Raw genomic sequence first — 17210 nt, 5'->3', positions numbered from 1 at the left:
ATCGAGATGCCGGGTCGATGGGGTGAGAGCGCGGTGTTTCGGGAGTTTCGTACCGGTTCGCGCCGATCGGCACGCTTGTTGCTTTTCGCTGTGTTCCCAAACCGATGCGAAAGGTCCGCAACGATGCCGACATCCGATTTGCCGCAATCTCCGGCCCGCCGTTTCAGCGATAGTCGTTTCGCCCGGGCAGCGCTTGCAGGGGCGGCGATGATGATGGTGGCCGCTACGACCTCCGCGCCGGCTTTTGCAGAGCTGGCACCGCCGCCCAACCCGGAGCAGGGCGATGGCCGGGTATCTCCGTTCTACGAATGGAAGCAGACGATCCCCGCTACCCCGGGCAAGTTGCTGCGCAGCGAACTTTTGCCCGAGACGATCGGGCTTGCCAGCGCGGGGCGGCAGCTTCGCATCCTCTACAGCTCCACCAGCGGGTTCGACAGCAAGACGCCGATCGCCGTATCCGGCGCGCTGTTCCTGCCCAAGGGCAAGCCGCCCAAAGGGGGCTGGCCGGTGATCGCCTGGGCCCACGGCACGGTAGGGCTTGCCGATATCTGCGCGCCTTCTTGGGCCGGGCGGTCCTATCGCGATACCGTCTATCTCAATCGCTGGCTGGATGAGGGTTATGCCGTCGTCGCCACTGATTACGAAGGACTGGGTGTGCCGGGGCCGCACCCGCTGATCAACATTCCGGCGATCTCTTACGGCGTGCTGGACAGTATCCGCGCGGTTGTGAGCGGTGTGCCGGATCTTGCCAACAATGCGGTGATCGTCGGCCAGTCGCAAGGCGGTGCGGCAGCGTTCGGCGCGGCGTCCTATGCGCCCACTTATGCGCCGGACATTCACCTGAAGGGCGCGGTCGGCACCGGCGTTATCTACAACCGCTCGCCCGATCTGGGGCCGCTTCCGCCGCCGCCGGTGAAGGCCAACCCCAACGTGTTCGATGAGGCGATCGTTTACAGCCTGTTCGGCTTCGTGGTGGCGCAGCAGTTCGATCCGGCGCTGCAATTTTCGGATGTGTTCAGCGCCAAGGGCATCCCCCTTGCCGAAAAAGCCCGGACAAGCTGCCTTGCGGCGGTGGAGGCCGATGCCGAGTTCGGTGCCTTCACTCACGCCGAGACGATTCTGGAAACGCCGGGCGAACGCTATCGCCGCTATCTGGCCACGGCCGATGACAGGGCGGCGCGTTACGGCCGCTATCCCACGCTGCGGCTGCAAGTGCCGATCTTCATCGGCACGGGCGCTTCAGACCTTACGCCCTCCGCGCTCAACCAGCTGACCCTGATGAAGGATGCCTGCGCGGCGGGTTCGGTGGTGGAGGGCCACGTCTATGCGGGACTGGGGCACAGCGCGACGGTGAACGCGTCGCTCCGCGATTCCATCCCCTTCGTGAAGAAGCTTTTCGCCGGAGAGAAGATCACGCCGATTTGCGAGCCCCGCCTGCAATAGCGGGGCTTGGCCGCGCTGCTGCAAACCGTGCGGCGGGCGGGAGAGGTGCTGCGAAAGCACCACCCGCTCCCACCATCCGCACCTGCGCATATCCGCGGAAATTCGCGATTTCCGGGACGGTGGATGGTCTGGCACCCTTGTTGCTTAAGGCAAGCGATGAAACGCCGGGCATTGGCTGCCGGGCGGGGCCGCTAAGGATGGAGTGATCGATGCCAGTCGAATTCGTAGGCGGACTGTTTCCGCGCAATCAGCTCAATCCCTTCGGCGCTTACGGTCAGGCGCCGGATCTCGAATACTTTCGCGACCTTGCCCGCGCGCATGAGCATGCCGGGTTCGACCGGGTGCTGATCGCCAATGGCGGGGCGGACCCGATCTTCCTTGCCGCCCATGCCGCTGCCCATACCGAGCGGCTGGGTTTCATGATCGCGCATCGCCCCGGCCTTGTCGCGCCCACCGTCGCGGCCCGGGCTTTCGCCACGCTGGATCACACGACCGGTGGACGCGTGCGGCTTCACGCGATCACCGGCTTCGCGGCCGAGCCGGAGCATGGCGAAACCTTGGTCGACAAGAACGAGCGCTATGCCCGGGCCGATGAATATCTCGAAATCGTCCGCCGCTCCTGGACCGCGACCGAGCCTTTCGACTTTTCCGGCAAGTACTACACAGTGAAGGGGGCGTTCCTGCCGGTCAAACCCCTGAGCAAACCCTATGTCCCTATCTCGGTCGGCGGATCATCTGACGCGGCCTATCATGTCGCGGTCAGGCATTCGGATCTCTATGCCCTGTGGGCGGAGCCGCTGGCGGACACGGCGCAGCGCATCGCCAAGCTACACGTGGTCGCTGGCCAGCAGGGGCTAAGCGCGCCGCGCGTCAGCCTGTCGGTGCGCCTGATCCTTGGCGAGACGGACGAGCTGGCCTGGGCCAAGGCCCGCCGTATCGAAGCGCAGCTACGGGCCAACCACGGCGGTTCGCTACGCGGCGATCGCGGCCAGAGCGGCGGAGGGCAGCGCCAGCTTGCCTTCGCCCAGCAGGCTGAACGGTTCGACCGTGCGCTGTTCCTCGGCACCTCGACGGCGATCGGTGGGGGCACGGATTCCACGTCGCTGGTCGGCACGCCCGATACGGTCGTGGCAGCGCTGCTCGACTACTACGATCTGGGAGTCACGACGTTTCTGAGCCGGGGCTACGATCCCTATCACGATGCCGTTGAATACGGCCGCACCATCATTCCGGCGGTGCGGGAAGCGGTGCGCCGGCGCGACGACGAGGCAGCGATCCGGCTTCGCGCCTGATCGCATCGATTGATAGATCCTGACCCTGACCATCGCGGACAAGGGCAAGGCGGCGTCCGCGGTGTACAACCCGGACTACCGCATCATCCAGCGTGAGAGGGGTCTACCCCATCGCGACTGGATGGCGCGCGGCGCAGCGCAGGTACGGCCGTCAATCCCTGTGCGGCCGGCACGCTGCGCCGCTTGGCGGCTGCGCGTCAGCCGGCTTGCGCCTCCGCGATCACGATGGCCAGCAGGCCGGGAAATCGCTCTTCCAGATCGTCACGCCGCAAGGTTGCCGCGCGGCTGTTGCCGCGATCGACCTGACGGATCAGGCCGGCATGGCGTAGCACCTTGAAATGATGCGTGAGCGAGGCCTTGCTGACCGGAAAGCCAAAAGACGCGCACGTCCGCTCGGCGCCGTTCGGGAGAAGAGCGAGCGTGGCGACCACATGACGGCGCAAGGGATCGGCAATTGCCGAGAGAACCGCGCCCAATTCCAATTCCTGCGCGGAAGGATGACCTTCTTCATCAGGCATCAAGGTAAGCCTTCCATATTACCTTCTCCATAGGTATGCTTGTGATCATACCTATGGAGATCGTCATGTCCAAGATTGGAATCGACCTGCCGCTGCCCCAGCCTGGTGAAACCGGACCATACGCCCTGACCGGCACCGCGCGGGCCAAGACGGGCCGAGCCGATGCGCTGGAGGAACGTCTGGTGGCGCTGGTGGCCCCGACCCGGCTGGAAGAAGGCGCTCTGGCCTATCACGTCCACCGGGACCGAGGGGACCCGCTGCAGTTCCACTTTTACGAAGTGTGGCGTTCGCGCGCGGATCTGCAGGAGCACCTTGCCATGCCCTATGTCGCTGCGTTCCTTGCCGACAGGGCCGATTATCTCGATGGCGATCTGGATATTATCTGGCTTCGGATGGCCAGCCCCTATCCGGCAGAAGGCGTTCGCACCCTATCGTGATGGACCGGCAAGCGGATCAGTCGGTCAGTTTGCCGTGCGAATCCGCCTCGCCCTTTCGCCAATAGCCCGCGGCCTTGGTCCATTCGCGCGGATGGCCGCGCTCGGCGGCGAGGTAGTCGCGCACGACCCTGGCCACGGACGTTTCCGCCGCGATCCAGACGAAGCCGTCGCCTGTCGGCAGCGCGATATTGCGCAGAGCGGAGAGCAGCGCTGTGGGATCGTCTGCCTGATCGCTGGGCCGGTGTACCCAGATCGCGCTGTGCTGTGTGGCGGTAGTGAGGGTCTGCTCCTCCTCCGCCGAAGTCACGGCGACGACGCTGATCGCCTCGACGCCAGCTGGCAGTTCCTCGATACGGCGGGCGATGGCAGGCAGCGCGGTCGCGTCGCCGATCAGCAGCCACCAGTCGAACGTCGGCGAGACGACCGCCGAACCGCGCGGACCGCCGATTTCGATTTCGTCTCCCGTCTGGGCCGCAATGGCCCAGCGGGTGGCTGGGCCGGCTTCGTGGACGGCGAAATCGATGGTCAGTCGCCGGGCATCGCGGTCGTAGGCGCGGGGTGTGTAATCGCGCTTTTCCTGCCGGTCACCTTCTTCGGCGGGAAGTAACAGCTTGATATGATCGTCTGCGCCCAGGCTGACGAAATCGGCCAGTTCCTCGCCCGTCAGCACGATGCGGATCATGGCGGGAGTGAGGTGGGCCTTCTCGGCCACGGTAAGGCGCCGGCGGCGGGTTTCGTGACGGTGACGGATGATTTCATGCTTCATGTGGCGGTGCTCCGAAAGGCTCATGCAGGGAGGTAGCGGCTGACCTCGATACCCGTGCCCACGGGCAGCAGGATGCTGGACATGCCGGGCAGGGCGCGCACGGCGTCAGCATAGCGCTGCACGTTTTCGCCGCCGGGACGGATCATGTTGTCGGCAACCACGATCGCGCCGGGATTGAGCTTGGGATAGAACGCTTCGAGGCAGGGGACGTAGAGGTCCTTCCAGAGATCGAGCAGCACGAAATCGATCTTTATGTCGAGCGCCGTGATCAGTTGCACGGCATCGCCGACGCGGAAGTCGATGAAGTCCGCCAGCCCCGCTTCCTGTGCCTTTTCGCGGGCATGGGCGGACTTGTAATCCTGAAGCTCAAGCGTGATCAGCCTGCCGCCAGAGGCACGGGCCGCGTCCGCCAGCCAGATGCCCGAATAGCCGTAGGAGGTGCCTATCTCGAGTATCGTCGGCGCTTCCTGACTGCGGGCGAGGATGTTGATCAGGCGGCCCGTTTCCGGCCCGACAGCCAGCAGGCGCTCATCGATATCGGCGCGGGAATCCGGACGCGGCAGGGTACGCTCCCGTTCGATGCGTGCGTGATACCCATCCAGCACTGCCGAGACGTTTGCATCCATATTTCTGTTCTCCGGCCGGGACCTTGCGGTCGTTTGACGATTGGGCGCGCATGGCTTGGCTACGCACCCCGCCGGTAGAACCTATCGCCATCCAAGATGGCGTCAAGATATATCGCAGTATTATTTTATGATGCGTCCAGTGCAGCATCACCGGGGGGAGGATGGCCTGGTGATGCTGCGCTGCACGACATCCGTGGCGCTGCTGCCGAAAGTGGGAGATCAGAAATTGACGCCGAATTGCGCCATGATCGATCGTCCGCGCGTGGGCTGCAGGAAGGTGTTGGTCGATCCGGCTAGGCCGCTCACGAAGTTCAGCTGGTTGGTCAGGTTCTGCACCTGGATCGCCGCGTTCCAGCGCGGCTGGCGATAGAACAGACCAAGGTCGAGGTTGTAGCTGGTGGGAACGCGTACCGTCTTGCTAAGATTGAGCCACCAGGGGCTGGTCAGCCACCCTGAAAGCTCTGCGCCGAAGCCTGAAGGATGGCGCCAGTCGATATAGCCGCTGAGGTTGTATTTTGGGATCTGCACGGCATCGTAGCGGCCGGCGGGAAGCTGGTTCAGCACGTTGTTGTCGCTGAACACGGTGCCGTTGTCGGGCACGAAACCGCGCGGGGCGAAGCCGATTTGCGTTGTATATTCGTTGTAGGCGGTCAGGTAGTTGAAGTTGATGCCGGTACGCCAGGCTTCGCTGGGCTGATAACGCAGGGTCGTTTCGATGCCCTTCACGATAAGACGGGCGATGTTGTTGAACTGGTCCGGGCTCTGGTCGCGCGCCTGCCGGAAGCCGGCCAGCGTGAAGAACAGCTGGTTGGCGATGGGTTCGGCCTTTAGACCAACCTCGTAGAGTTCGCTCAGGCTATCGAACTGGAGCGGATTGAGCAGATTAGCAGTGGCGCTGCTGCCCCAGCTTAGCCCGTTCGCAAAGCCGCCGGTATTGATTGCGATGGAGCGGTCGTAGGTGAAGTAGATGGTCGAATTTGCGGTAGGCTTCACGTAAGGGCTGACCTGAACCGAATAGAGCTTGTATAGCCCGCTGTCCGCACGGTCACTCCCGCCCGGCTGAACGAAGGGGTTCTTGATCGAGGCATCGACCCAGCTGTGACTCGCCCCGGCGTTGAGGCCGGCAAAGCTGCCGAACTTGAGGTTGTGCTGGGTGAAGATCGTGGTCGTGCTCCATTTCGATTGCGACGTGTAGGATGCCACCGATTCCGCGTAGAAGCCGTTCCCCGCATAGTACATCGGGGGCAGGTTGAGCCAGCCGAGCGAGCTGGAATACTGCGGTACGCCGGCCGTTCCGATCCATGCCGCGTTGCCGCCATTGGGGTTGGACGCGGTAAGCCCCAGAAGATCGCCCGGGTTCTTGGTGGAGGGATCGAGCGTCAGATCGTAGGCGTAGATCGTCGTGCCGAAACTGTTGTTCGCGGCGATCGAACGGTTGGTTTCGTGACGGTAGATCACACCGGTATTGCTGTCGTCGGCGATGCCGAGGCCGAACAGATTTGTGAAACGGTGGCGCAGTTCGAGGCGGTTGTCGAAGATGCGATCGCGCGATTGTACCTGAAAAGATCCGACGGCGTCGGTGGTATCGTTCGAGCGCTGGTAGAAGGTGCTGTTGACCAGGCTGGTATTCTCGTTGAATTCGTAGTTCAGGTGCAGCTGGGCGGTGATGCGCTTGGCGGTGTTCTGGTCTTCAGCGCGCTGCGAGCGCTGGGGTGACAGCTTGACTAGTTCGTTGCCCGCCAGCGTTGGGTCGTAGACCCAGCCGCGCACAGTGCCGGGGCGGCTCTGGGTATTAGGCGAGCCGGACTGGAACGAGCCGGGGACGACGACATACTGACCGTTGGCGTTGCGGGCACGTTGCACCCACCCCAAAGTCGCCGAATCCGCGGCGCCAGACGCGAAGACGGGCGACCAGTAAGTCGCACCGTTCTGGATGATCGGTGTCGCACGGCCGGCATAGTAGAGACCGTTGTCGACCAGTTCCTGCGTGGCGCGGTTCCAGCCGTGGGTAACGTTCCAGTCGTAATAGTTGTCGTAGGAGAGGTTCAGGTCCGCGTGGAACTGACTGGTCGGCCGCCAGGCGAGAGCGCCGTAGAACGCGTAGTAGTTGTTCTTGACGTTGTCGTAGTAGTCGTCCTGCTTCTGGACGGTCACACTGGTACGATAGGCCAGAGTATCGCTGATCGGGCCGGTATCGTCACCCGTAATGGTGAAGGCGAACTTGCTGTCGCCATCGGGAATGAGCGTGCCGATGCGCGTTGTCAGGCTGGAACGGCGCTGATCGAAATCCGGCTTCTTGGTGATGTAGTTGATATAGCCGCCGCTGCCCGTCACCGATCCGAAGATCACCGAGGACGGCCCGGCGACGATGTCTGCCCCTTCGTAGGCATTGAAGTTGGCCGGGTGACGCACGGAGTAGCCGCGCTGCCCGTCCTGGAAGATTTCAGTGGCCTGCCCGCGCAATTGTGGCGCGATGCCCGCGTTCTGGCCGCCGCCACGGGTGATTCCAGGCGTATACTTGGCGAGATCGTCGGAACTAAGGATGATATCCTTGGTCAACTGTTCGGCGTTGATTTGCGTAACCGAGCGCGGCGTATCGAGGATGCTTTCGCTGGTGCCGTAGATCGATGTCGGCGCGCGTGTCGGCAGGATCGAGGTGTCCTTCTTCAGCCGATCGCCGTTGACCGTAATCGCGTTGTCCGAACCTTCCGCGCCATTTTCCGGCGCGCTTTCCGTTTCTTCGCTGCCCGCTGCAGCCACATCACGGCCGTTTGTTGCGCTCGCCCCCGCTACTCCCGGAGCGGCGAGGCCGAGAACGCTGATGCCGAGAAGATACTTGGTGACGCGCATTAACTGCTCCTGCTTCAAGCCGGTCGACCCGGTGCTTTTTGCGGGTGAAGCCGAACGCCCCTGTTGCGCGTCCTTGTGGATGGCCACCCCCTTGCAGCTCTCAAAGCAAAGCGCGTGCCAGAGCGATTTTATGCGAAATATCAATGGAATCGATTGTGATATCTGGTGAATTGCGCGCAACAATGCTGCGCTTTGAACAGTCGAGCGGGCGCCGCGGCGACGCCATCGCCCAGTAAACAAGGTGCAATGAGCAATATAGGGTCTGGCCCGGGTCTTGCTTCTCGTCAGGCAATGGCGGGCAAGGCGCGCGAAATGCAGCAGTTCGCCATGGCAGCAACGGCAGAGCCGTCACGATCGAAAGGATGAACGCACATGGCAGTCAAGATTCTGTGGTATCTCACCGCGCCCGATGGCGTAGTCCCGTGGGAGGAGAAGGGGCGCTGGGATACCGGCTTCGATCATCTCCAGCAACTTGCCGCAACGATAGACAAGCTGGGCTTTTACGGCGCCCTGCTGGCGACGGGATATGGCGGCAACGACGTGCTGACGGTGGCGGCCGCTACCCTGGCGGCAACCCGGCGCATGACATTTCTGGGCGCGGTGCATCCGGGGCTAATGTCGCCTGCGAAACTTGCGCAGATCGCGCTGACCATCAACAATTTCTCGGGTGGTCGGCTGGCACTCAATGCCGTCAACGGAAATGACGCAACCCAGCAGGCCTATGGCATGCATCTCGCCCATGACGAGCGCTACGATTACAGCCTCGAATACTGGCGCGCATTCAAGCATGCCTATTCCGGCGCGCCCGAGGGATTTCATGGCAAGTACATCCAGCTCGCGCCGCCGCCGGGCCGTGGCTATCGCCCCGCACATGAAGGATCGGAGCGCGATCCGGTGCCGCTTTGGGGCGCTGGCACATCGGCGCCCGGCGTGGCGCATTCGGTGCAACTGCTCGACACTTATCTCAGCTTCGCGGATACGCCGCAGCGGCTGGGCGACAAGTTCCGCCGGGTCGGGGCCGAGGCGGCCAAACTGGGCCGCACACTCGATTACGGCACCCGCCTCCAGATCATCGTGCGCGAGACCGAGGAGGAAGCCTGGGACTATGCGCAGTGGCTGGTCGATCAGACCTCGCTCGATTACGCGCTGCAATCGCTGAAGCGTCAGTTACCGCCGGGCGAAACGCTGGAAACCTATCGCAGCGCGGACGATCGGGTGAACCGCAACCTCGACGCGATCCGCAGCGGCCGCCTGCCCAAGGCGCGCGATTACGAGATCTATCCGAATATCTGGACGGGCCCTGCTCTGCACGGTTTCGGCCTGCTGGGGCCGGGCGCCGGCACTACGCTGGTCGGCAGTGCGGAAAACGTCGCCGCCCGCATTCGCGAGTTCGAGGCGCAGGGGGCGAAGTCCTTCATCCTGTCCGGCTGGCCGTTGATCGAGGAGGCTCACCGCGTCGCGCACTTGCTGTTCCCGCTGCTGGAACTCGATCACGGTTTCGAAGTGTCGCTGCTCAATGCCCGCCGCGCGTCCGCGCTCGCACCGGTCGTCTGAAGGAGAACGCAAGATGACGATTACTTCGACAGCCCCGGCGGCCACCCCGTCTGCCGGAACCCTGACGGCGGAAGCGCTCGACCAGATTTTCACGCAGGCCCGCAGCAACCACAGTTTTGTCGACCGTCCGGTCGATGACGCAACGCTGCACGCGCTCTATGACCTGACCAAGCTGGCGCCGACCGGCTTCAACGCGCAGCCGGCACGCTATGTCTTCGTGCGCAGCGATACGGCAAGGCAGCGGTTGGCACCCGCGCTGTCGGGCAGCAACCGGGAGAAGACGCTGGCGGCACCGCTGAATGTCATCGTCGCCTGGGACAGCCGCTTCTTCGAGCATTTGCCCGCGCTGCTGCCCGGGAGGGACGTGTCCGGCTACTTCGTGGAAGAGGAGCGAATCCGTTCGGCGGGGGTGTTCAATGCGGCCTTGCAGGCGGCGTTTCTGATCGTGGCGGCGCGTTCGCTGGGCCTTGATGCGGGACCGATGACCGGGTTCGATGCCGCCGCGCTGGACCGCGAATTCTTTCCCGATGGACGCTGGCGATCTCTGCTGCTGCTCAACCTGGGATATGGAGACCGCAGCGCGATCGGTGAACGCGGGCCCCGCCTCGCTTTCGAGGAGGCGGCGCAGATACTGTGACTTATGCCGGAAGGGCCGCGCACCGTTTCGCGGCCCTTCCGGCAGCCACCGTCCTGCTGCCCCCAGTCAGGACGGCGTCAAGGTCAGGGCGCCAAGATCAGGCAGGCGCGAATTCGCGGGTGTATGAACGCCCCTGTTCTAGCAACCCGGTGCGCTTCCACTGGATGTCAAGCGCGCCTTCGGTATAGCTCTGCGCGCCGCCGATCTGGGCGGCGATGGCTTGCAGGCGCGCGGATTCCTCGATCAGCAGGATAAGCTGCGCGGTTTCGGCAATCCCCTTGCCCCAGAAGTTCGCGCCGCCATTGCTTTCCAGAAGGCCCGGTGGCGGCGCCAGATCGGGATAGGCGTCCAGCCGCGCGCGGATCGTGTCAAGCACGCTGACCCGGCGTTCGAGATGATTGGGGATTTCGCGTGCCAGCAAGTGGCGCTGGGCGGCGACGTAAAGGATCGGGAACGGCTTGTGCGCCAGCGACCATGCGGCAAGATGCGGGGTATGCGCATGGATCAGCGTGTCCGCGCCCAACCGGTCTTCGTTCAGCACGGATTCGGGATGATCCGAAAAGCGCGAGGTGGCGACCTTGATGTCGTTCTCGCGCGACCATGGTGCGGGGAAGCGCAGGGAGAGAAGCAGGTCGCGTCCCGGCACGCGGTGGGCGATGTTGAAGATGAGGCTGGCGGTCAGCGTGCCGCTGTCCTTCAGGAACCGGAACGCGTGGGCGGCATCGTCCGCGGCGCGGGCGATGTAGTCGGCCAGTTCAGTATCGTCGGCATGGCTCATGGGTCGGTCTCCCTTATTCGGCAGGAATGTGGTTTTCGGCACGGTTTTCGGCGGCAACCAGTGCAGTGGCTTCTTCCAGCGGACCGCGATCGATCCACGCCTCGACATCGAAATCGGCGGCAAGGAAGCCCCAGTCGAGCAGGAAGTCCTTCTGCGCGGACAGACCGGCGATGTACGCATCGGTCAGCTTTGGGTGCAGGCTGGTGGCGTAGTGCGGGAAAGTGGCGGCAATGGTTCGGCGGTCTGATCGGCCGTCCTCGCGGGTGAGGGCGTCGAGCGCTTCGCCGGGATTGGCCTCTGCCCAGTCCGCCGCGCGGATCAGCGCGGCAATGTAGCGCACCACCAGATCGCGGTGCTCGGCCAGGAAGCTGCGATGCACGGTGAGCGGGCGCGGGGTGCCGTTGTTGATCCGGCGCAGCGGATCGGGCTGGTCGGTCAGTCGCACCAGTTCGCGCAGGCGCTCGGCATGTTCGTTGTAGAGCCGCAGCCCCGAGGACTGGCGCAGGAACACGGCGTCCACGCGCCCGTCGAACAGGGCATCGAGTTCCGCCGCGCCGGAACCGCGCGCCTGATCGGTGCCCCGCCCAGACCTCTGTGCCGCCGTCTGTACCGCCGTCCGTTCCACCGGCACATCCACGAAGGTGACGTCCTCCGCCCCCAGGCCGGCGATGGCAAGGGCGTTGGCGAAGCCGTGAAAGTTCGCGCCGCGCTGAAAGTCGATGGAGATGCCGGCGTAAAGCGGAACCGCCAGTCGCTTGCCCCTGAGTTCGGCCAGCGAGCGGATGCCGCTGTCCGTCCGCGTTACGATCGACTGGAACTCGTCGACCCAGCTGATCGCCAGCACGACGGTATCGGCGCCGTTCGCCCGTGCCCAGATCGGGGGAATGTTGCCGCCTTCTCGGAACATCGCGGGAATGGAATGGTCGAAGTGGCTTTCCCGCACTGTGCTGTCACGGGATTCCTGAAGCGAGCGGAGCACGGCACCGCCGGCCGCGAATTCATCGTGCAGGAAGTTCTGCTGGATCGCGATGGTGGATGCCGTCGCGCCGCCGCAGCGGGTGAACCAGATTTCGGTATCGCTCATCAAGGTCTCCTGGGGTGGTATCGGAATGGGATCAGGCGCGGCGCCACAGCGCGTCTGTGCGCCACGCGGAAAATGCGGTGCGGTCGGGCGTGACGCCGCCAATCGGACGGACGCTTGCATCCTGGTTGTTGGCGAAGCCCCAGATCAGCAGGCCGCCGCGATCGTGCTGGATGCGCTGCGCCTCGCCGACGAGGGCCTTGCGCTTGCCGGCATCGGGCTGCGCGGCGGCTGCGGTGACGAGGCGGGTGAATTCGGGATCGTTGAAATGGGTCCGGTTCCCAGCCGATCGCGGGCCGTCGTGCTGTTGCAGCGTCAGCAGGAACGGGCGCGAGACGCCGACGACGGTGCTGAAAGTCCACGCATTCTTGTCGGGGCCGTTGAAGATGGAATCCACCAGCCTGATCTTCACGTCGACCCCGGCCTCGCGCGCCTGCTGGGCAAAGACGATCGCCGCGTTTCCGCCCGCGCCCGCCGTGGTGACGAGTTCGACGGCAAGGCCGCCGCCGTGCCCGGCCGAGCGCAGCAGGCTGCGGGCCTCGGCAAGGTCGCGCCGGCGCTGGGGAATGGCGTGGTCGAAGGTGGGATCGCTGGGCGAATAGAGGTCGTTGGCGACGCGGCCCTGGCCGTGCAGCACGCGGTCCACCAGTTCCTGCCGGTCGGCGATCAGGCGGAAGGCTTTCGCCACGCGCGGATCGTCGAACGGGGCTTTCGACAGGTTCATGGCGAAGCCGTGCCAGGCGTCGGTCTCGGACGAAACGACGCGAAACTGGTCGGACGATTTGAAGAAGGCAAGCTGTTCGAAGCCGATCGTCGGTGCAACGTCCACCTGGCCCGTCTGCATCGCCTGCAGCCGTGCGATGGGGTCTTTGAAGTCGATGATCTCGACTTCGTCCAGATAGGGCTGGCCGGGCTTGTAGTAGTTCTCGAACCGGCTGAACACCGATCGCTGTCCGGGCGTGAAGCTCTTCAGGCGATAGGGGCCAGCGCCGACCGGATTGTTCACCGGGTCGTAGTCGATCGGTACGATCCCGCCCCAGCTCATCCACAGTTCGGGCAGGGCGGCAAGGCCGTGGCCCGGATCGAAGGGAATCCGCACGGTCAGCGGGTCCAGCGCGCGGACCTCTTGGCGGCGGAGCGAGGGCAGGTAGGATCCGTAGGGAGAGGCGAGCTGCGGATCGGTGAGCCGCCGGATGGAGAACACCACGTCCTCGGCCGTGATCGATTTGCCGTGATGGAATTCCAGTCCCTTCTTTAGGCGGATCGTCCATTCGGTGGCGTCGTTGTTCACTTCGGCGAAATCGGCAAGGGCAAGGCCGGGATTGGCCTGCCGGTTCCATTCCCACAGCTTGCTGTAAAGCGCCCAGCCCCGGAACGAGCCGGTGCCGAGCGGCTTGTGCGCGTCAAGGTTGCCGGTCTGCGCGCCGGAAATGATGGCGATGCGCGCCTTTCCGCCGCGCCGCGGAGGTCCCTCGGCAGAACCGGTGTCGGACTTGTCGGTCCCGCAGCCGGAAAGCAGCCCTGTGCCCAGTATCAGTCCGCCCGACAGCACGGCGCCACTGGCCAGAAACGAACGGCGAGACGATCCGGTCATTGCGCGGCTGTTCGCAGGCAATGGGCGGTTTCGGGCAGGGGTAGGGACACGGACGCTCTCCTCGAATGACGGTACGAAAGGGAGGAGCAAGGGGCGTGCCAAGCACGAAAATCGGAGGTTTCCGGGGCGTGATGCGAGAGGAGGAGCCGATGCGAGCTGTGGGTTTCGCACCTTCCCTGCTGGGTTTGAAACACCCACGCCAGAGCGAATTGGAGGGCGGTTCATCGGGTCGGAGTCATGGGGCGGAACGTGGCGGAGACCGCGATCGCGCAACCCGCGCGTCTAGTGTGCCTGGACCTTTTCATCTCGGCTCCGGCCCGGTTCTTCCCCCTCAGTCGGTCGGGCCTTCCCGCAAGTCCCCTGGCCTATGCCCATCGCCATCCGGCTATTCGCATGGGACGAGGGACAACCACGCCTAGTTCCGCAAGGACGCCCTCGACGCCGGCCCGATACTTTTGTTCGGCTGCGTTTCTCCTCCGGCGTAATCCCGCGCTCGCCAGCGGGGGCGGTACTATTTCTGCTGCGATCGTGCTTCGCGGACCGCCCTGCGGGAGCTTGCGCAGAACCGCCCGCATGCTGGTGATTTCTGCGCAAGGTGGGCACGCTGGCAGGACGGTCCGCGCCAGCGAGATCGGGAAAATTCGTCAGGTTCGCGATGCTGGCACGGTTGCTGCTTTGGAAAGCGGTGAACCATCTGGAGTGCCTTCATGACCATCGAGTTCTTCGCCCGCCTGCCTCTGCACGGCGAGACGCAGTACATTCCGGGAGACAATCGCAATCGCGGCGACTGGAACCGTCAACCGCAAGCCAGCACCGGCGCGGTGTCCTCGTCCGAAGTGGGCGACGATTTCGCCTATATCGACTATCTTTCGCAAGTCGCCCGCGCCGCCGAGATCAATGGCTTTTCAGGCGCGCTGCTGGTCAATGCGCCGTTTGGGGACGAGCCGTGGATCGTTTCGGCGGCACTAGCGCGCGAGACGAAGCGGCTGCGCTTCGTGGATGCCTTCCACCCGGGCCATTTCAGCCCCTGGCAAGCGACGCAAATGGCCGCGAGCTTTCAACGGATCAGCGGCGGGCGTCTTGTCTGGAACGTGATCCAAGGCGGTTCGGACGGCGTGCTGCGCGCCAATGGCGAACCGCTGCCCCATGACGAGCGCTATGCCCGCGCCATCGAATTCCTCGATCTGGTGAAGGGGTTCTGGACCAGCGAGAGCTTCCACTACAAGGGCCGCTATTACGAGGCGAACGGCGGCGGGCTGCGCGGCCCGCTGGCGCGTGCGCCGATCCCTGCGATCTGCTCGGCAGGCACTTCCGACGGCGCCAAGGAACTGGCCGCCAAGCATGCCGATTACTACCTCGTTCTGGCGGAATCGCCTGAACATGTCGCCCGCAACATCGCCGATGTGAAGGCACGTGCCGCAAAGTACGGCCGTGCCGATCAGATACGTTTCGGGGTTTCGGTCGATGCCATCGCCCGCGAGACCGACGAACTTGCCTATGCCGAAGCCAAGCGCTTCTTCGACGAGGGCGTGCGCGCTGGGACCGTAAAGGCAGCGGCGGAACGCTCCACCCAGATGTCGGACACCAACCGCGCCCGGTTCGAACGCTATAACGGGCGGGAGGTGAACGACTTCGACGATCTGTTCGTGGAGCCGCACTTGTGGGGCGGGTTCGGATATATCGGCATTCCGCCGGGCTTCGCATTCGTTGGCAGTTACGAGAATGTCGCCGCCAAGATCCGCCAGTTCGCCGATCTCGGCCTCTCGTGGTTCTTCCTCAACGGCTATCCGCATCTGGAAGAGATCTACCGGCTGGGTGAGCATGTCCTGCCGCGTTTCCGCGCGCCCCGGCTGGCTCTGGCGGAATCGGACGGCGGCGAGCAGGAAGTGCCGCTGGTGTCGGGCGGCGGCCTTGCCGCGCGCGGCAACGGTTGAGGGGCGGGGCAATGAGCAGCGTTATGGACGACCTCAGCCAAACCGGCCTAACCCGTCGCAGCCTGATCGGCGGCGCGGCGGGTGCGGCGCTACTGCTGTCCGGCTGCGGCCGCAGCGGCGAGAGCGCCAGCGAAGCGCCTGCGCAGCCCCGGCGCGGGGGGAGGCTGCGGCTCGGCATTCTCGATGGTGAGCGATCGGGCAATCTCGATGCGCACAAGCCGCTCGGCCTTGGCAGCACGATCCGCGGCTTTGCCATGTATGCGAAGCTGTGGGAGTGGAGCGACGAAATGCTTCCTCAGTTGGCGCTGGCGGAATCGGTGGAGCCGAACCGCAACGCCAGCGTCTGGGACGTGCGCCTGAGGCCCGGGCTGGAGTTCCATAACGGCAAGACGATCACCGCCGAAGACGTGGCCTTCTCGATCCGGCGCATCACCGATCCACAACTGGCCTCTCCTTACGGCGCGCTGGTCTCGCCGGTGGACCGGGACGGGGTGAAGACGCTCGACAAGCGGACCGTGCGCATTCCCATCCGCGAGGGCCATGGCTTCGTCGCGCTGCCGGAAACCTGGACCAATTTCGGCGGCATCGTACCCGTGGACTATCATCCGGTCACCAACCCGGTGGGCGCGGGGCCCTACCGGATCGACAAGTTCGAACCGGGTCAGCGCGCCACGTTCAAGCGATTCGACAATTACTTCAAGCCGGGCAAACCCTATCCTGACGAACTGGAGATCATCGAGTTCAAGGACCAGACCGCGCGCATCGCCGCGCTGCTGGCAGGGCAGATCGATCTGGCCAATGCCATCCTGCCGGAACAGGCCGGTCTGATCCGGCGGGACAGTCGGGCCCGCATCCTCGTTTCGCAGACCAACGGCTGGCAGTCCTTCGACATGAACACGAAGGAGGGACCTTTCGCGGATGTCCGCGTGCGGCAGGCGTTTCGCCTGCTGGCCGATAGGGATGAACTGGTCCGCCGCGCGCTGCAGGGCGAAGGACGGGTGGCCAATGATCTCTACGCGCCGCAGGATCCGACCTTCGACCATGCTATTGCGCAGCGCCGGCAGGATCTCGATCAGGCGCGCAGCTTGCTGCGGCAGGCCGGGCAGGATGGGTTGCGCTCGGATTTGGTGGTCGGCCCGACTTATGTCGCCTCTGCGCTGGTGTTGGCCGAACAGGCGAAGCGGATCGGCGTGGACTTGCGGCCGAGGCAGGTGGACGCGGCGACGTTCGCAGGCCCAGCCCGGCGCGGCTGGCAGATCAGCACGGGGGGGACGCTGGGCGTGCCATGGCTGTCCACCGCGTTGCACATCGATGCGCCGACATCGGTGGGGAACAAGACCAACTTCAACGATCCGGCGTTCACGCAGCTGTTCGGGCAGGCGCTGGCCGAGCCGGACCTCGCGGCGCGTTCGGAACTGGTTCACCGCATGCAGCGGATCCAGCACGATACCGGCGGTCTGCTGATCTGGGGGTTCGCCAATACGCTGGACGGCGTGGGGCCGCGCGTCGGCGGGATAAGGGCGGAACGCTCGCACTTCCCGACCTGGCGCTTCGACCGGATGTGGGTGTGAGCATAACCCGACAGTGATCGTGCCGTGGCTGCGCAGATTTGCGCAGATTTGCGCAGCCACGGCACAGCGCCTGCCAAAAGCAGCGGATCAGCGCGCTTGGCACGGCCCTTGCTCTGCTGGAGGCATAGT

14 protein-coding genes are annotated in these 17210 nt (G+C 64.5%); 7 read left to right on the top strand and 7 right to left on the bottom strand.

The genetic code is table 11. The features are described 5' to 3' along the window. The first annotated feature begins 123 nt into the window (after positions 1 to 123). Entirely contained in the window at positions 124 to 1443 is a 1320-nt protein-coding gene (locus tag AC1VVK_RS25555) for a lipase family protein (RefSeq protein ID WP_482905958.1), read from the top strand. Positions 1444 to 1652: 209 nt separating this feature from the next. Further along, on the top strand, positions 1653 to 2735 hold the full coding sequence (locus AC1VVK_RS25550) for an LLM class flavin-dependent oxidoreductase (RefSeq protein ID WP_482905957.1): 1083 nt from the start codon (positions 1653 to 1655) through the stop codon (positions 2733 to 2735). 197 nt (positions 2736 to 2932) lie between these two features. Here the strand turns inward: AC1VVK_RS25550 and AC1VVK_RS25545 are convergent, their stop codons facing one another. Next, on the bottom strand, positions 2933 to 3253 hold the full coding sequence (locus AC1VVK_RS25545; protein ID WP_482905956.1) for an ArsR/SmtB family transcription factor: 321 nt from the start codon (positions 3251 to 3253) through the stop codon (positions 2933 to 2935). A 65-nt stretch (positions 3254 to 3318) separates the two neighbouring features. Between AC1VVK_RS25545 and AC1VVK_RS25540 the strand changes: the two genes are divergently transcribed. Next, complete coding sequence (locus AC1VVK_RS25540; protein ID WP_482905955.1) at positions 3319 to 3690, top strand: putative quinol monooxygenase; 372 nt, start codon at positions 3319 to 3321, stop codon at positions 3688 to 3690. A 16-nt stretch (positions 3691 to 3706) separates the two neighbouring features. Here AC1VVK_RS25540 and AC1VVK_RS25535 read toward each other — a convergent pair whose 3' ends face one another. The 3 genes from AC1VVK_RS25535 to AC1VVK_RS25525 all read right to left on the bottom strand — a co-directional run bounded on the left by AC1VVK_RS25535 (position 3707) and on the right by AC1VVK_RS25525 (position 7932). After that, positions 3707 to 4456, bottom strand: coding sequence for a siderophore-interacting protein (locus AC1VVK_RS25535; protein ID WP_482905954.1), 750 nt, complete (start codon positions 4454 to 4456; stop codon positions 3707 to 3709). Positions 4457 to 4476: 20 nt separating this feature from the next. After that, positions 4477 to 5082, bottom strand: coding sequence for an O-methyltransferase (locus tag AC1VVK_RS25530; protein ID WP_482905953.1), 606 nt, complete (start codon positions 5080 to 5082; stop codon positions 4477 to 4479). A 219-nt stretch (positions 5083 to 5301) separates the two neighbouring features. After that, positions 5302 to 7932 carry a TonB-dependent receptor gene (locus AC1VVK_RS25525; protein WP_482905952.1) on the bottom strand — a complete coding sequence of 877 codons (2631 nt, stop codon included), beginning with the start codon at positions 7930 to 7932 and terminating at the stop codon, positions 5302 to 5304. Positions 7933 to 8304: 372 nt separating this feature from the next. Here AC1VVK_RS25525 and AC1VVK_RS25520 point away from each other — a divergent pair, with 372 nt between their 5' ends. Continuing rightward, entirely contained in the window at positions 8305 to 9486 is a 1182-nt protein-coding gene (locus tag AC1VVK_RS25520; protein ID WP_482905951.1) for an LLM class flavin-dependent oxidoreductase, read from the top strand. A 13-nt stretch (positions 9487 to 9499) separates the two neighbouring features. Beyond that, a complete protein-coding gene (locus AC1VVK_RS25515) occupies positions 9500 to 10123 on the top strand; it encodes a malonic semialdehyde reductase (RefSeq protein ID WP_482905950.1) in 624 nt (207 codons plus the stop codon). A gap of 97 nt (positions 10124 to 10220) precedes the next feature. On the opposite strand, the gene AC1VVK_RS25510 is transcribed toward AC1VVK_RS25515, so the two are convergent. Genes AC1VVK_RS25510 through AC1VVK_RS25500 form a run of 3 tightly spaced genes read right to left on the bottom strand, consistent with a single transcriptional unit; the run spans position 10221 to position 13576 of the window. Continuing rightward, positions 10221 to 10901 (bottom strand): class II aldolase/adducin family protein, encoded by a 681-nt coding sequence (locus AC1VVK_RS25510; RefSeq protein WP_482905949.1) that lies wholly within the window; start codon positions 10899 to 10901, stop codon positions 10221 to 10223. A gap of 13 nt (positions 10902 to 10914) precedes the next feature. Beyond that, complete coding sequence (locus tag AC1VVK_RS25505; RefSeq protein ID WP_482905948.1) at positions 10915 to 11985, bottom strand: aliphatic sulfonate ABC transporter substrate-binding protein; 1071 nt, start codon at positions 11983 to 11985, stop codon at positions 10915 to 10917. Between the two features lie 31 nt (positions 11986 to 12016). Beyond that, positions 12017 to 13576 (bottom strand): ABC transporter substrate-binding protein, encoded by a 1560-nt coding sequence (locus AC1VVK_RS25500; protein WP_482905947.1) that lies wholly within the window; start codon positions 13574 to 13576, stop codon positions 12017 to 12019. A gap of 707 nt (positions 13577 to 14283) precedes the next feature. Here AC1VVK_RS25500 and AC1VVK_RS25495 point away from each other — a divergent pair. After that, a complete protein-coding gene (locus tag AC1VVK_RS25495; protein ID WP_482905946.1) occupies positions 14284 to 15510 on the top strand; it encodes an LLM class flavin-dependent oxidoreductase in 1227 nt (408 codons plus the stop codon). Positions 15511 to 15521: 11 nt separating this feature from the next. Then, positions 15522 to 17081 carry an ABC transporter substrate-binding protein gene (locus AC1VVK_RS25490; protein ID WP_482905945.1) on the top strand — a complete coding sequence of 520 codons (1560 nt, stop codon included), beginning with the start codon at positions 15522 to 15524 and terminating at the stop codon, positions 17079 to 17081. Positions 17082 to 17210: the final 129 nt, after the last annotated feature.

The organism is Novosphingobium sp. BL-S-32, assembly GCF_056857055.1.
This window is presented reverse-complemented; position numbering and strand designations above follow the sequence as displayed.